The sequence below is a fragment of the Nostoc sp. DSM 114161 genome (assembly GCF_052692665.1).
The window spans coordinates 4,503,393-4,520,391 of record NZ_CP195141.1; the positions used below are offsets into that span (position 1 = coordinate 4,503,393).

11 protein-coding genes are annotated in these 16,999 nt (G+C 40.3%); 8 read left to right on the plus strand and 3 right to left on the minus strand.

Annotated elements, in window-relative coordinates; all coding sequences use genetic code 11:
- Positions 1-98 precede the first annotated feature (98 nt).
- Complete coding sequence (locus NSTC745_RS19505; protein ID WP_445632402.1) at positions 99-1,676, minus strand: alkaline phosphatase D family protein; 1,578 nt, start codon at positions 1,674-1,676, stop codon at positions 99-101.
- Between the two features lie 118 nt (positions 1,677-1,794).
- Positions 1,795-2,343 carry a PEP-CTERM sorting domain-containing protein gene (locus NSTC745_RS19510; protein ID WP_445632403.1) on the minus strand — a complete coding sequence of 183 codons (549 nt, stop codon included), beginning with the start codon at positions 2,341-2,343 and terminating at the stop codon, positions 1,795-1,797.
- 668 nt (positions 2,344-3,011) lie between these two features.
- Between NSTC745_RS19510 and NSTC745_RS19515 the strand changes: the two genes are divergently transcribed.
- The 4 genes from NSTC745_RS19515 (at position 3,012) to NSTC745_RS19530 (ending at position 9,558) form a co-directional block, all read left to right on the plus strand.
- The gene (locus tag NSTC745_RS19515) at positions 3,012-3,749 is read left to right on the plus strand and encodes a DUF928 domain-containing protein (RefSeq protein WP_445632404.1); all 738 of its coding nucleotides are present in this window, start codon (positions 3,012-3,014) and stop codon (positions 3,747-3,749) included.
- 167 nt (positions 3,750-3,916) lie between these two features.
- Positions 3,917-6,139 (plus strand): CHASE2 domain-containing protein, encoded by a 2,223-nt coding sequence (locus NSTC745_RS19520; RefSeq protein WP_445632405.1) that lies wholly within the window; start codon positions 3,917-3,919, stop codon positions 6,137-6,139.
- Between the two features lie 248 nt (positions 6,140-6,387).
- On the plus strand, positions 6,388-6,696 hold the full coding sequence (locus tag NSTC745_RS19525; RefSeq protein WP_445632406.1) for a hypothetical protein: 309 nt from the start codon (positions 6,388-6,390) through the stop codon (positions 6,694-6,696).
- A gap of 1,185 nt (positions 6,697-7,881) precedes the next feature.
- Complete coding sequence (locus NSTC745_RS19530) at positions 7,882-9,558, plus strand: lipase/acyltransferase domain-containing protein (protein ID WP_445632407.1); 1,677 nt, start codon at positions 7,882-7,884, stop codon at positions 9,556-9,558.
- 236 nt (positions 9,559-9,794) lie between these two features.
- Here NSTC745_RS19530 and NSTC745_RS19535 read toward each other — a convergent pair whose 3' ends face one another.
- Entirely contained in the window at positions 9,795-10,067 is a 273-nt protein-coding gene (locus NSTC745_RS19535) for a hypothetical protein (protein WP_445632408.1), read from the minus strand.
- A gap of 92 nt (positions 10,068-10,159) precedes the next feature.
- Here NSTC745_RS19535 and NSTC745_RS19540 point away from each other — a divergent pair, with 92 nt between their 5' ends.
- From NSTC745_RS19540 to NSTC745_RS19555, 4 genes are all read left to right on the plus strand, one after another.
- Positions 10,160-12,382 (plus strand): FdhF/YdeP family oxidoreductase, encoded by a 2,223-nt coding sequence (locus tag NSTC745_RS19540; RefSeq protein WP_445632409.1) that lies wholly within the window; start codon positions 10,160-10,162, stop codon positions 12,380-12,382.
- A gap of 727 nt (positions 12,383-13,109) precedes the next feature.
- Entirely contained in the window at positions 13,110-16,025 is a 2,916-nt protein-coding gene (locus tag NSTC745_RS19545) for a beta strand repeat-containing protein (RefSeq protein ID WP_445632410.1), read from the plus strand.
- 52 nt (positions 16,026-16,077) lie between these two features.
- Complete coding sequence (locus tag NSTC745_RS19550) at positions 16,078-16,293, plus strand: hypothetical protein (protein ID WP_445632411.1); 216 nt, start codon at positions 16,078-16,080, stop codon at positions 16,291-16,293.
- Complete coding sequence (locus NSTC745_RS19555) at positions 16,284-16,997, plus strand: Uma2 family endonuclease (protein WP_445632412.1); 714 nt, start codon at positions 16,284-16,286, stop codon at positions 16,995-16,997. Before NSTC745_RS19550 ends, NSTC745_RS19555 begins: the two co-directional genes overlap by 10 nt.
- Positions 16,998-16,999: the final 2 nt, after the last annotated feature.

Genomic DNA, 16,999 nt, shown 5'->3' on the forward strand with positions numbered 1-16,999 from the left:
GTATCCAGCAAGCTTGATAGATTAAGTTGTAGGGACGTACAGCTGTACGCCCCTACCATCAGATATTTTGTGAAATGGTATACCTAAGAATTAAAAAATTAGGCTGGTTGTATTTCTGGATTACCGTCTGTAACTACAAATGAAGCCTTTTTGCTAATGGTGCCAAATGGAGTTTCCACCTCTGACAGCGCAAGATAATCTGCCTTCCAGGTTGTGGGAGTCACATTACAGCGAACATACCCCCGTCTATTGTTGTAAAACTTAACCTGTGGGTTTTCTGCGATGTAACCGGGGATAGTGTCTGAGCCATTTCCACCGGAGGATATTGAAGTACAGACGAATTCACTCCCCACCGTAGCAGATTGTGGGTTATTAAAGTCAGCCTTTAAATCTATTGCCCAGTGGTTATGGACATCGCCTGTTAAAACTACTGGATTAGATGGTTTACGCTGTTCTAAGAAATTCAAAAGGCGATCGCGGGAAGCTACATAACCATCCCACTTATCCATACTATAGGTTTCGCCTGGCCCTTCTGTTCTATCTATCTGAGCAACTATAACTTGCTGAGCTAAAACGTTCCACTTAGCCTGTGATTTATCTAAGCCATCATATAGCCAATCCTCCTGTGCTTTACCAGTAATGGTTCCATTCGGTTCTAGTCCACAAGGACGCGGTTTAGTACCATCATCACAAGGCTGGTCGGTGCGATATTGGCGAGTATCTAACACGTGGAAGGTTGCTAACTTACCAAAGTTCAGTCGGCGATAAAGTTGCATATTGGGGCCGACAGGACGTTGTAACGGACGCAACGGCATGTGTTCGTAGTAAACCTGATAAGCAATAGCCCGTCGTTGGAGGAAAATTGCTGGGTTTTGGTCTGGTTCGCTATCAATTTCTGAGATGTCGTTGGCGTAGTTATTTTCTACCTCGTGGTCATCCCAGGTAACAATCCACGGAAACGCTGCGTGGGCTGCTTGCAGGTTGGTATCGATTTTATAGAGGGCGTGACGGTTGCGGTAATCTTCTAAAGTGAAAATTTCTGAACTATTGTGTTGTCTGGGAGTAGTGGTTGAGATTCCGCCTTCATAGATGTAATCGCCAACATGGACTACTAAATCGAGGTCATCTTGTGCGAGATATTTATAAGCGGTATAGAATCCCTGCTGATAGTTTTGGCAGGAGACAAGGGCAAAGTTCAACTTATTCAAGTAGCCATTCGCTAAAGGTGCAGTACGAGTGCGACCAATGGGGCTAGAGTCTTGACCGACAATAAAGCGATACCAATACCAAGTATCAGATTGCAGTCCTTGTACCACAACTCGCACTGAGTGAGCCAGTTCTGGGGTTGCCAGTACCGTACCTCTGGAGACAATGCGCTTCATCTGTTCATCAGTAGACACTTCCCAGCGAATTGGTACATTCACTGGTGGCATTCCGCCGCCGTTCAAGGGTTCGGGAGCCAGACGAGTCCAAATCACGACGCTGGTGGCATCGGGATCGCCCGATGCTACACCCAAAGTAAAGGGATAATTAGAAAATCTGGTTTTGGCACTCGCTGTTTGATGAGAAAATTGGTTAGCGATCGCCAAACCACTCAATGCTCCTGCCCCAATAATTAAGTTACGTCGTTTGATTCGACTCTGCAAGAGCTTTTCAATATTATGAAAATCTACCATTTTTTACTCCTGGTTAACTAGTATGGTTTGTCATTTTTACTTCGTCATTTGCCTAATAACTAATAACCAATGGCTAATGACTAATGACTAATGACCAATGATTAATGAAAATCAAAGATTAAGCTTTAACTTTTTTGATCGAAATTAATTTTTTCTTCGTCATCAACCCAAGACCACAAGCTAAGAAAACGCCAGCTAAAGCCGTAGGTTCAGGTACTCTTGTATAAGAAACTGTACCTGAAATTAGTTCGACATCGGAATCAGTTGGAGAGAAAATTGTAAAATCCTCACCAATAATTTCGTAGCGCAGTGAATTGGCATAATTCGTTTTGTTGTCGAATGTATAATCTAAACCTAAAGATGGTTTTCCTGTGGAAAACGCTGTTGAATATACAAGGGGAAAGTCTGGATAGTTGATATCATCCTGTTCCGTGTAAACTGTAGAATCGCCTTCAAATTGGAAAGAAAGAGACTTGGCGATCGCTACGGAATTTTCTTCGCTTAAACTTGAATCATCAAAGCTAAAAAACCCATTTCCTTTAGTGGTGGGGCTATCAACACTGAAAGCATAATTAATAATTGCAGCAGACACAGATTTTGCATCTAGAGTTACAAAACCTATAGCCAAGCTAGCAGCAGCAAGCACTAATTTTGGAACCAATTTCATCTTTTGCTCTCCTCACGATAAACTTATGCAAGCAATACACGCTGGTGACTACAGCAGAATCTAAAATTAAAAGTTGAGAAGTAAAACGGGTTTAATCCCTGGCTACCTGAACTAGTATGTCTACTTCACAGTTTTTGAAATTCTTTGTATTAATTAATTTCTTGTTAATTAATACATTTTTTTCTACTTTTACAAGCAATAGCTCGCAACCGCTAATTAGAGCGATCGCAATAAAATTTTGATTATTCAATTTGAAAAACAAATTTTTCAATACTTCAAACAATCATATATTAAAATCCTAAGTTTAAGCGAAGTTTAATTATGGGTAAAAATCTCCGAAAATTTATTTTACTAATCAAATAATTGCTCAAAGCTAAGATATTTTTTTTGGAAAATTTTTAGTCGACTTTTACTGATATAATTTCCGTTTAAAGATGTGCTTAAAGGATTTACATAAAACTACATACTGTAGCGTACTAGCTTTAAATTGCCGACTTGTTGGAGAAGCCTGGGATCTCGGCCGATGAAGCTTCGTACTATTGAGAATTTGTAGTTGATTGTAGTTGAATGTGAAATCTCAGTCTGCTTTTGGGAATACTTGATTTAGTCAACTGATTGTTGGCAATTTGAGCTATCCAATCTAGAACCAAGCCATTTTGAGATAAATTATGAAATTGATTAAGTCATCTCAATATTTTCTAGTCTTTTCCTTACCTTTATTTTTGAATTTTGCTCATACTTTTACACTACAAGCACAAGCTCAGTTATACCAACCAAACAAAACTTGGGAAATTAGTCAAACATTTAAGCCGCCGAAGCGGGGAGCGCCTCCTGTGAGTAGTGGTGGTTCAACTCGTGGTGGCTCTTGTCTGACAGGCAAAAAACTTGTAACTCCATTAATTCCTCAAAATAAATTAGGACTGACACTTAATCAACGTCCAACATTTTTCTGGCATATACCTGAATCTTCAGTCAAAACAGCCAAGTTTTTGCTTTTTGCTGATAATGACCAGACACTATTGTATGAAACGTCTTTTACGCTTCCTAATAAATCTGGAATTTTTAGCTTTACACTTCCTGACACCGCCCCAGCATTGGCAGTAAATAAAACTTATCACTGGTATCTGACAATTGTTTGTAATGCTGAAGACTCCAGTGAAAATCCAATTGTAGATGGTTGGGTGGAGCGAACTAAACCGGAATTAGCATTATCTGAGGCGTTAAGAAAAGCAGATTTGCGGAAATTGCCCACCATCTATGCAGAAGCCGGAATTTGGCATGAAGCCTTGGCTACTTTAGTACAGCTACGCCGGACTGAGCCGAATAATTTAAAAGTGAGGATGGATTGGAGACAATTTTTTAAATCAGTTGATTTAAGCGCGATCGCTTCAAGTCCATTGATTTAAATATGGGGGATTGGGCATGGACATTGGAGGTATGGGAAGCTTTGTTGTAATCTCTCCACACTCCCCACACTTCTCTCATTTCCCCACTTTATACAGACGCGTAGACAACTCGAAGAGCGGCTTCTCGTAAGAGTATAATCGCGTCTATCTACTCCCTATTTAATGTTATGTGGAAAAACCTGAAGCCGCGAATTTGGCAATGGCGCGGTGTTTTATTTACAGTTCCAAATATTACAATTCTAGTGATTGGATTACGGTTAACTGGATTATTGCAATTATTAGAATTGGCTGCACTAGATCAATTTTTTCTCCTCCGCCCACGAGAACCAGTTGATACTCGTATTGTAATAGTTGAAATTAATGAAGCAGATGTCCGCAAGCAAGGACAGTGGCCAATGACAGATACGGCGCTTGCTAGTGTATTAGAAGATATTAAAAAGCAGCAACCTAGAGCGATCGGCTTAGATATTTATCGGGATTTACCTGTAAATCCTGGGCATCAAGCTTTAGTTAAAGTGTTTGAATCTACACCTAATTTGATTGGCGTACAAAAAATTTCTGATAGTTTTGATAGTTCTTCAGTTGATGCCTCTCCAGTTCTCAAGCAACGCCATCAAATTGGAGCAAACGATTTACCTTTAGATGGGGATGGAAAAATTCGTCGAGGTTTGCTTTACCTGAATTTAGAGAATGATGAAGTTCTAGAAAGTTTTGCTTTAAAATTAGCTTTATTGTACTTAAAACCTGAAGGAATTACTCCTAAATCAGCAGCAACTAACTCTAATTTTTTGCAGTTAAATCGCGGTGTTTTCCCTATTTTTGAAGCAAATGATGGGGGCTATGTGCGAGCGGATGCAGGAAGCTATCAAGTACTTTTAAATTATCGAGGCAGGATACAACAATTTCTCAAAATTTCTCTGAGAGATTTACAAAACAAACGCATCCCAAAAGACTTAATGCGCGGTAAGGTAGTATTAATTGGAGCCACAGCTGAAAGTTTGAAAGATCTATTCTATACACCTTATAGCAGTAATGTACTTACTGAGCCAGAACGTATGGCAGGTATTACAATTCATGCTAATTTAATTAGTCAAATTTTGAGTGCGGCTTTGGATGGTCGTCCAGAGATTAAGACTTTACCCGAACCAATAGAATGGCTATTGATTTTTAGTTGGTCAGCTATCGGTGCAATTTTGTGTTGGGTACAACGTCACAGCAATAACCAAAAGATTTTTCTAGCTGTGGGTCTGGCGGCTTTTTGTTTACTTGGCGGTAGCTTTTTGGCATTTCTAAGTAGTTGGTGGATTCCCGTTGTTCCTTCACTATTGGCATTAGCAGGTTCTACCATCGCACTTACTCAGTATATCGCCCAAGGTTCGGCTCAGATGCGAAAAACTCTCGGTCGTTATCTCACTGATGAAATCGTCGCCAATATCTTAGAAACTCCTTCTGGGTTAAAGTTAGGAGGAGAACGCAGAAAAGTGACAGTTCTCGTATCTGATTTAAGAGGATTCTCGGCTATTTCTGAACAATTATCTCCTGAGGAAGTAGTCAGAATTCTCAATCTTTATCTAGGAGCAATGACGGATGTAATTAATCAGTATAAAGGTACGATTAATGAATTTATGGGCGATGGCATATTTGTAATTTTTGGTGCGCCAATTAGCCGTAAAGATGATTCTCAAAGAGCGATCGCCTGTGCTATTGCTATGCAATTGGCAATGCATAAAGTAAACGAACAAAATCAACAAATGAATTTACCAATCCTCGAAATGGGAATTGGAATTAATACAGGCGAAGTTGTGGCGGGAAATATTGGTTCTCAAAAACGCGCCCAATACACAGTTATCGGCAGCCATGTCAATTTAGCAGCCCGAATTGAAACTTATACAGTAGGCGGGCAGATTTTGATTTCGGAAAATACCTCTAAAGATGCCAATATTGATCTTAAAATTGCTGGAGATTTAGAAATAAAACCTAAAGGTATAAAAGACCCAGTAAAAATTTTTGATATTCGTGGTATTGGCGGTCAACATAACTTGTTTTTGCCGGAAGATGATGAAAAAATGGTCAGCTTAAATCAAGAATTACCTGTAGAATACAGCATTTTACAGGGAAAGCAAGCGGGTGGAACAATATTTTTAGGAGCTTTAGTTTGGCTCTCAGAAAAAGCAGCACAACTCCAATCTTTACAGTCTTTAGAACCCTTAAGTAATCTTAAACTCAAGTTATTAATTGAACCAGAACTAGCTACAGAAGAAGAATATATTTATGCTAAGGTAATTAAACAAACTGATGTTGACAACCACCTTTTTCTAATTCGATTTACAGCTATTCCTCCAAAAGCGATCGCACTTCTTAATGCACTCCGTCAAACCGAGCGATCCTAGCGCATCAATAAGGAGATGCATCTAAATACGGCAACCCAAAAAAGTAGGTATTCCAACTTTTTGAAAACAGTAACAATTGTTGCTGATAGAAGCTGGCGATCGCTGTAAGATTTTGAACTTAAGTCAGATCCAACTCTAATAAATCCTTAATAATTCGTAATTAATGATATAGAAGAACTAATTTTAGTTTTGGGTATAAAAAACATAACTCCTTGTAAAACTGAGATTCAATTACATCCAAACGACAAATGACGAACGTAGAAAAATTTCAGAAACTAGTAGACCTTGCAAATGAATATGGGATTATTTGCCAGCCAACACCAGAAGAATGCTTGATTGCATCCTTACCTGGAGACGATGATTTTTTATTAGCTTTTACTTGGTCTGGTGCAATTGAAGGAGAGTCGCCAGAACACGAATTAATAGCAATTAGCGTACAAGATATAGTCAAAGAAGTTACCGTTGCAGCTTGGCAGATTCCTATTTATTTATTCGGAAACGTTTTGAGGCAAGCACAGATGCTTGTTGCTGCCCACAAAGATTTTTGGCGTTGCTGAATCAAAAGATAATTCTTGTAGAGCGGGCATCCGGAGTGCCAGAAAATACAAAGGATGGGCTTTTCGGCTCATCTTATAAAGCCTCCAAAATCATCCCGCTTTTCCTGCAAAGCTTAATAACTAATATCTCTGTTAACGGTGGCGCGGATTTTTATTCCAAAAGCCATGTCTGACAACAAGCTGCTAGGCGTCTAAGCATTTCCCAATGCACTCATCAGTCTGCAAATTAAATGAGCGAACTGTAAACACTAAGAAGATGCGATCGCTCTCAATTACTTATCCTTGAAACACTCTTTTGCATTAAGAGGCCGCTTTGAATATTACTTTATCAAATTTTGCATCTACCTTGGGTTATAAATATTATAAAATTTATTTTAACTGACAAATTATTCTCTTTTAAAAATAAAAAAAAATTCTCTTCTTTGGTTAATTTTTTTTAAATGTCTTAACTGTCTCATTTTTAGTTCTTTAACTGTCTTAACTGTCTTAACTGTCTCATTTTTAATTCTTTAACTGTCTTAACTGTCTTCTAATTCGGTTATTTAACTGTCTGCTTAATTGTCTTATAAATTTTTAATTATTTTGTATAAAATCTTACTTTTTGTATTTTAAAAAGACAAATAGAAAGAAGATATAGTAACAGCTTTAAGCGTTATTTATCGCTTGAATATATTGTTTCTACGCTGGGATAAACTGTCCAGATTAGAAACATAATACAGTGCATATACATATAAATAAGTAAAAAATTTAACTTTATTGTACGGTTGTTGTGATTTAAGTTCTCAAACTTGAGGAATTTTTTGAATCTTCACCTGCTTGCAATTTATTTTAAATAATGCTTTTATCAAGTTAATCAACGGTGTTTATATAGCATTTAGTTTATTGGCTGTTTAATTGATGCCTAAATGTTTGTTACTGATGTGTTATGTAGCTATTGTCCTATCTAGTTGAGGTAATTACTTATTATTCAAATCTCTACGCATCTTTGCATATTTGCATCTGTGCGTTATTGCTAATGATAAGTTTTCAACCCGATATGATATTAGTTCGGCATACTTGGTTAATAAAAAAATTCAAAGACCTCTACATCAAATATCAAATAGCATTCATGTTCAACAGCAAAAAGAACCATATCGGTTTTCAAGTCCAATCTTTGTAAATTCAAGTAAGAAAGGAAAAAAACAAATGGTTACCCATCCCGTAGTATTGATTCCAGGACTCGTAGGATCGAGGCTAAAAACATATAATAAAAAAGAATCAGAAGAAGGTGTGACTGGCGGTAAACTTTGGGTGGGTCAAGATATGGCACCACCAAAAGGTCAAAAAAGTGAGAAAGTAGATGAACAAACAGATGTAGAATATCCGCCATCGAATATAGTCGGACTTAATGCACCAGTATATGCTATCAAAACAGATCAACCTACCGAAGATCCTGTTGTAGCTAATTGGAAAAAGAACCTGAAATTGAAGGATAATGGCATAACCCCAGAAGTAGAAACAGAGCCAAATCCGCCGCTAACAGAAGATGACCCAAAAATTCAATTTAATCGATTTGTAGATGGAGTAAATGGGATTAGAAATTTAGCTGCTTCTCAAGATGAGCTAGATCTTCTAAAAGGTCTAGGGAGTAGCCCACTGATTTCTAAAGAGAAGCGAGAAGAGTACCAACAATTGTACGCAACTTTGTTAAGAGTGAATTACTTTTCAGAATTAATAACTGCGTTATTAGAAACTGATGAGTACCGAGGCGACCCAGCTTTGTTGCCCGCAAATGTGGTAGCCCTTCCTTATGATTGGCGAATAGCCCCAACAGGTTTGGAACAGCGATATCAATATTTCTCTAATCTCAAGAGTACTATAGAGAAATTATACAAACCCAGTATAATTCCACTTAAACCAGCTACGCCTGTGGTCATAATAGCCCATAGTATGGGAAATAGGATGACGCAATATTTCTTGGAGTGGATTAAAAACGATCCTTCCGCAGGACAAGCCTGGATAGATAAACATATAGAGCGATACATAGCAGTTAGCCCACCGTGGATAGGTGCGCCACTAGCAATTCGTCTGCTGTCAACAGATGATGGATTTAATATAGGAGGAGCAAGTTTATCGGGCATCAAAAAGGTATTACAATCCTTTTCAAGCATTCCTTCGCTATTGCCATTAACAAAAGCGCAGTACCAGTATTTCAACACAACAGATTTTTCGTTTATTAGAAATGAAGGTGTTGGTGAATCACAAACAATCGCTCCCGGTGACTTTAGAGCGGAAACAACCGAAAATATATTACAACTTGGAGGAGCCGAAAGTACGACGCTGAAATATATCAAGGATTATTATGAACAAGATCCGAATTTCAGTGAAGGAGAATTCGGGAGTAAAGTGGTAACAAGCCCACCCGTCAAGAACATCGATGTCATTTATTCAACTGGTTTTAATTCACCAGTAGGAGCATACTACTATCAAGAAGGAGAAGAACTAAAAGTAGCGAGTTACTTGGGTACGCTCGAAGAACCTGTGGAGGACGGAAACTTCGTTGTAATAGGGGGAGTAAGATTGGAAAAAGCGGATAGAACACAACAACTGATATCAGATGATGGAACCACGAATTCAGGAGATGGAGTCGTTGCATACGGAAGCTTGGCATACTTTAGGACATGGCAGCCAAATCCAGATGTACAAAACCAAACAATAACTCCATATCCATTTGCTAAGCCTCAAGAGCCTGAAGCTCCAGAATTAGTAGAAAAAGGGATTGATTTAAGCCATAACGCAATTTTAAGACACCCAGACGTGATTGCAACAATTTTCAGTTTGTTGGGGGTATCAAAAACAACACCAACATCTGTTAGGGCATAATTTTTCAGAAGATTGATTGAAATTTGACAGAAAGGCGATCGCAGACTCTTGGCAGAGGGCGATCGCCTTTATTATTCTCGTTTTACAGTAAAAAATTTATACCTTTTAATCCCTTAAATCAAAAATACTTTAAAAGTATTTGTAGCTAGTGTTCAAGGATAAAATCCAACTTGGGCATCAAATTTTATAAGCAATATTTTCAATAACTTTGCCTGAACTTTATCTTTTGACTAAATTCAATAAGCAAAAACAGCTTTGACTTTCTCAAAAGCAGCTTTGACTTTCTCATTTCGGTATATTCCGCAAGCAAAAACAGCTTTGACTTTCTCAAAAGCAGCTTTGACTTTCTCATTTCGGTATATTCCGCAAGCAAAAACAGCTTTGACTTTCTCAAAAGCAGCTTTGACTTTCTCATTTTGGTATATTCCGCAAGCAAAAGCAGCTTTGACTTTCTCATTTTGGTATATTCCGCAAGCAAAAGCAGCTTTGACTTTCTCATTTTGGTACATTCAGCAAATAGAAGGATTTCTAACTCACTGCTACTCATTTCCTAATCAAAACGATAGCCTAAGAGAATCCCGCAACTCACATACATTACATCATGTTACCCAAACCCAAAAAACACTGGACACCTTCAAATTGGGCGAGTTGGAAGCCTTTCGGCATCGGCGAACAGTACCCGAATAACTACTGGGAAGTATTTCGGGCAATTTGGCTTTCTCGCGACCAACTGCCCTATGCATGGAATATTCTAAATAAAGGTGTTTGCGATGGTTGCGCTCTCGGAACAACCGGGATGAAAGATTGGACTTTAGATGGCATTCATCTGTGCAATGTCCGCTTGCGGTTGTTGCGGATGAATACGATGCCAGCTTTTGAATCGGTGCTACTAGAGGATGTTTCGCAGTTGCAAAAGCAAAAAAGTGCCCAATTGCGCGACTTGGGAAGACTTCCTTACCCGATGATGCGTCAACGTGGTGAAAAAGGCTTTCGCCGTGTGGACTGGGATGAAGCTTTAGAGGTAATTGCAAATCGTATCCGCGCCACTACACCAGACCGCCTCAGCTTTTATGTTACCAGTCGCGGCACCGTTAACGAAACTTACTATGCTACGCAAAAAGCTGTGCGGGCAATGGGAAGCAATAATATAGATAACGCTGCTCGTATTTGTCATTCTCCTAGCACAGCAGGGTTAAAAGCCGCTCTCGGTGCAGCAGCTACGACTTGTTCTTATAAAGACTGGATTGGTACTGATTTGTTAGTATTCATTGGCTCGAATGTTGCCAATAATCAGCCTGTTACCGTTAAATATCTGCATTATGCAAAAAAAGCTGGCACTAAAATTGTAGTAATTAACACCTACCGCGAGCCAGGAATGGAGCGTTACTGGGTGCCGTCAATTGTTGAAAGTGCGCTTTTCGGTACTAAGTTTGCCGAAGATTTCTTTTTAATTAACATGGGTGGCGACATAGCATTTTTAAATGGCACGATAAAACATCTAATTGCCAACAACTGGGTAGACGAATCATTTATTAATTTACATACAGTCGGCTTTGCAGAACTAAAGGCATCTTTAGAAAACCAATCTTGGGAAGAATTAGAACGGCTTTCCGGCGCATCTCGCGAGGAAATGTACGCCTTTGCCAAAATGGTCGGGGAAGCCAACAAAGCAGTATTTGTTTGGAGTATGGGCATTACTCAGCATGAGTGCGGTGAAGATAATGTGCGGAGTATTATCAATTTAGCCCTTACCAAAGGTTTTGTCGGTCGGGAAGGTTGCGGTTTAATGCCAATTCGCGGTCACTCTGGAGTGCAGGGTGGTGCAGAGATGGGGTGTTACGCCACCGTATTTCCTGGTGGAAAACCCATTACCCCAGAAAATGCTGCCCAACTAAGTCAGTCTTGGGGCTTTGAGGTGCCAGCAACTAAAGGTTTAATTGCTCCAGAAATGATTAATGCCGCACATCACGGACAATTAGATGTGCTGTTTTCCGTGGGTGGAAATTTCCTAGAAGTACTGCCAGAACCAGATTATGTGGAAAGTGCCCTCAAGCAAATACCGCTGCGGGTGCATATGGATATTGTTCTCTCCAGCCAGATGTTAGTGGAACCTGCTGATACTGTGGTGCTTTTACCTGCCACAACTCGCTACGAAATACCAGGGGGAGTGACAGAAACTAACACCGAACGCCGGGTAATTTTCAGTCCAGAAATTCCGGGGCCGCGCATTGGCGAGGCGCGTCCAGAGTGGGAAGTGTTTTTGGAATTAGCAAGGCGCGTCAGGCCAGATTTGGCAGACAAGTTAGTTTTTGCTGATACATCTGCAATGCGTCAAGAAATTGCTCAAGTCGTCCCACAGTACGCTGGTATTCAACATTTACAACAAGCCGGCGACCAGTTTCAATATGGCGGTTCGCATTTGTGTTTCGGCTGGAACTTCCCCACAGCCGATGGTAAAGCACACTTTGGAGTTTTATTACCACGCCAGCGAGAATTACCAGAGGGCTGTTTTTTCGTAGCAACCCGCCGAGGAAAACAATTTAATAGTATGGTGCAAGAACGCAGAGATGCAATTACCGGGGCAGTACGAGAAGCAGTGTTAATGAATGCTGCTGATGCGGCAAAGTTCGGTTTAAAGGATGGGGATCGAGTAATTCTGAAAAATGAGTTAGGCGAGTTACCAGGGCAAGTTTACATTGCACCCATTCAATCAGGTAATTTACAAGTACATTGGCCGGAAGGGAATGTGTTATTAGATAAAAGTAAGCGATCGCTCGAAGGTGTTCCTGATTATAATGCGATCGCCTACTTGGCAAAAATTTAAATTTTTAATTCATAGCGATCGCACTCATGATACTTGACGCTTGTTGTAATTAATGCATTGAGGTTGCGATCGCTAAAACTTTATTTGGCAGGTTATAAAATTAACTCTAGCTTGATTAAAATTGTATTTAGTCTATTGACAATGGTTGTATTTTCATCAGATTATCTAAGTGTTTCTCAAGTTATCAAAACGATTTGAAGTTATCAAAGTAAAATTGTTTGATGACATCAGACATCAAGATTGCGATCTAACGCCGATTTAATTAAAAAAATTGCGTACAACCGCAAAATATTGATTCTTTATTCCCCACTCCAAAAGATACCCCTATTTTCTACTCGCTAACGGTACTTGCTCGACATTTGCATACCAAATGACCGCAGTCGCTTGTCTCTGCTGGGAGCAAATAAGTTCAGAAATTAAAGCCGATTAATATATCAACATAATTCGTAATTGAATTTTGTAATTACGAATTACAAGCGATCGTGTGCAGTCCAATTTTAAAGGGTAGTAGGAGCGATCGCCGATTCTACACAACTAGAAATCAATGTTTATCTATAGCAAGTGCTAGCGATATCAAGTGCCTTTAAATAGGTGTCATCCCATTAAGGCAAGCACGAAATTTTCAGATGGGAAGATAAAACTTCATCGACTTGAGAGCATTGTTCAGTTCAACTACATCACTCCCTACTCACTTTTCCCACAATCAGAAAAAACATAGGAGAAAATCATGGCAAATTCAGTTTTCAATCTTTCTGACCTCAACGGCAACAATGGCTTTACGATTGATGGCAGTGCTGTGGACTCTACTTTTCGTTCCTTATCAGTCAGCAATGCAGGGGATATCAACGGTGATGGCTTTGACGACGTAATTATTGGCGCACCTTTCGCCTCCCCCAATGGTAACTTTGCTGTAGGGCAAAGCTATGTAGTGTTTGGCGGGACGGATGCGGCTAGTAGTGGTAGCCTCAACCTTTCCTCTCTGAATGGCACTAATGGCTTTGTCATTAACGGTATCGCTACATTTAATTTATCAGGCATATCGGTCAGCAATGCAGGGGATATCAATGGTGATGGCTTTGAAGACTTGATTATTGGGGCATTTTATGGATCTGGCAATGGTATTACTTATACAGGGCAAAGCTATGTAGTGTTTGGCGAACCGAATGTGGGCAGTGGCGGTAGCCTCAACCTTTCTGACCTAGATGGTACTAACGGCTTTGCCATTAATGGCGTTGCGGCTTTTGAATATTCAGGCTTTTCAGTCAGCAATGCAGGAGACATCAACGGGGATGGCATTGAGGACTTGATTATTGGGGCACGTATTTCTGGCGTTACAGATAGCTCTCGTAAAAGGCAAGGCTATGTGGTTTTTGGCGGGACAAATCTGGGTAGTACTGGTAGCTTTAACCTCTCTGAACTCAATGGCACTAACGGCTTTGCAATTGATGGTATTCCTGGATTTGACTTCACAGGCACCTCGGTGAGCAATGCAGGAGACATTAACGGCGATGGCTTTGACGACGTGATTATTGGTGCGGTTAGTTCGACTTTTGACCCTTACAACAGGTTAGGACGCAGCTATGTGGTGTTTGGGGGGACAAATGTAGGCAGTAGCGGCAAGATCGACCTCTCCTCCCTTAATGGCATTGATGGCTTCGCGATTAACGGTGTTAATCCTAGTGATAATTCAGGCTCCTCAGTCAGCAATGCGGGAGATATTAACGGTGATGGTATTGACGACCTGATTATTGGGGCCTCAAATGTCTCCAATTTTCCAGGGCAAAGCTATGTGGTATTTGGAAAGACAAATCTGGGGAGTAGTGGCAGCTTCAACCTCTCATCCCTCGACGGTACTAACGGTTTTACTATCAACAGCAATGAAGGTAGCTTTTTAGGCACATCGGTGAGCAATGCCGGAGATATCAATGGTGATGGCTTTGAAGACTTGATTATTGGGGCACAAGGAAAAAGCTATGTGGTGTTTGGAGCGACAAATGTGGGTAGTAGCGGCACTCTCAATCTTTCCTCTCTGGATGGTACTAATGGCTTCGTTATTGACCCTATTGCTCCTTTTACGACAGCATTCTTATCAGTCAGCAAAGCAGGGGACATCAACAATGATGGTATTGATGACCTGATTATTGGGGCATCTGGTGTCCGACCCGACCCCAACACCAGCGATTATGCAGGGCAAAGCTATGTAGTTTATGGCAACGCTGCCCCCATTCTCGACTTGAACGGTGCTGGTGCAGGCATTAATTATGCCGCCACCTTTAGCGCTATTCCTGTTGCAGTCGTCGATACTGCCAAGCTTACCGTTACTGACACTAACACCTCCACCCTCAAACAAGCCACCATCACCATTACTAATCGCCAAAATGGGACAGCTGAAAGTCTCAGTGCTAAGACCGCTGGCACCAGCATCAGCGCTAGCTACAATGCTACCACTGGCATCCTCACCCTTAGTGGTACAGATACACTAGCCAATTACCAAAAAGTTTTGCGGACGGTAACTTACAACAACACTGCTGCAATTCCTAACACTACTACCCGCATTATTCAGTTTGTCGTCGATGACGGTCAAGCCTACAGCAATACTAGTAAAGTTGCTACTACCACCTTAAAAGTCATACCTCCCATCACAGGAACTGCTGGTGCAGATACTCTCATCGGTACACCTGGCAACAACATCATCGATGGCAAAGCTGGTAACGATACCCTCACAGGTAATGGCGGTCAAGATAAATTTATTATTCGCCGAGGCGATGGCAATGACATCATCACCGATTTTGGTGGTGTAGGTAAAGGTACAAATCCATCAGCAACGGTAATTGCCAATGTTGACACACTGCAATTTATTGGGGCTGGCTTGACTGCTCAAAATCTGCTGTTGACTAAAAATGGTAACAACTTAGAAGTCACCTTTGAAAATGTGGCTAACACCAAAGTCACTCTGCAAAACTTTCAGTTAGAAAACCTAGATAACTTGAAAGCTTCTGGAACTAGACCAGCCATTGGCAATATTCTGTTTGATGGGCAAACTACTATCAGTGACAGTTTTAATGTTCTGGATGCCAATTCTGTTGATACCACCATCGGCATCAAGAATACAGTGACTTTCCTCAATGACCTCAATAACAATCTTACAGGTTTAGATAACTCCAATGATGTCATCAATGGTCAAGGAGGTAATGACAAAATTGATGGCTTAAGTGGTAACGACCTGCTTAGAGGTGGAACTGGCAATGATACTCTTATCGGTGGTGCAGGCAATGATACCCTTGTCGGTGGTGCGGGTGCTGACAGATTCCTTTACAACACCAATGCTGTCTTTGCGAGTTCTGCTGTTGGTCAAGATATTATTACTGACTTCAAACGCTCCGAAGGTGACAAGATTATCTTGGATAAGACTACCTTCAGTGCTATTACTTCCGCTGCGGGAACAGGTTTTAGTAATACTAATGATTTTAAAATCACTTCTAGTGCCGGAACAAGCACAGCAAAAATTGTTTACGATCCTGTAACTGGGCAGTTATTCTATAACCAAAATGGTAGCGCGGCTGGTTTTGGCAGTGGTGGTCTATTTGCGACTCTCAGTGGTGCGCCGACTCTCAGTGTATCAGATTTTGTAATTCAAGCTTAGTTGCCTAAAGCACAAAACCCTAAGTTCAAAGCTCAATCAAGGAACGGGCAAAATGTCCGTTCCTTTGTGCAAGCGCAAAACAAAAATAGCAGGAAATTCTGTTTGGCTAATGTTGCTGATGCCAAATAAGTATTTTCCTCAAGATGTTCCTGATTATAATGCGATCGCCTGGTTGAAAAAATCTAAATTTCCTGGTTTTAACAACATCTCTAACTTCTACTGCTACGCTAAACTTATATCACCCCAAAACTTGCAGCCATGTCTGTAGCTAAAGATGTAATATTTCCTTCAGGAAATATAGAAAGTAACGAACCGCCATTGGAAACATACTTACATTTGCAACAAATGTTGCTACTAATCAAATGCCTTGATTGGTGGTGGCGTGACCTCAATAATTTCTTTTGTGCAGGGAATATTAGCATTTATTACAGTCCACGCCAACGAAAATCAGAAGACTTCCGAGGGCCAGATTTCTTCGTGGTGTTGGATACTGAACGCAAGCCCCGTGATAGTTGGGTGGTTTGGCAAGAAGATGGTAAATATCCCAACTTTATTATAGAAATACTTTCGGATTCTACAGCAGCAGTTGATAAAGGACTAAAAAAACAAATTTATCAAGACATCTTCCGCACTCCCGAATACTTTTGGTTTGACCCGAAAAATTTAGAATTTGCTGGATTTATTTTAGTTGGTGGTACTTATCAGCCCATAGAACCAAACCCTCAAGGATTATTGTGGAGTCAGCAGCTAAGTTTGTATTTGGGCGTTCATGAAAATCAATTACGCTATTTCAATGCAGAAGGACAGTTAATGCCTACACCTGAAGAAATTGCACAGTGGGAAGCCGAACACGCCGAACAAGAAAAACAACGTGCCGAACAAGAAAAACAACGTGCCGAACAAGAAAAACAACGTGCCGATCGCTTAGCAGCAAAACTGCGAGAATTAAATATAGATCCCGAAAATTTATAAAA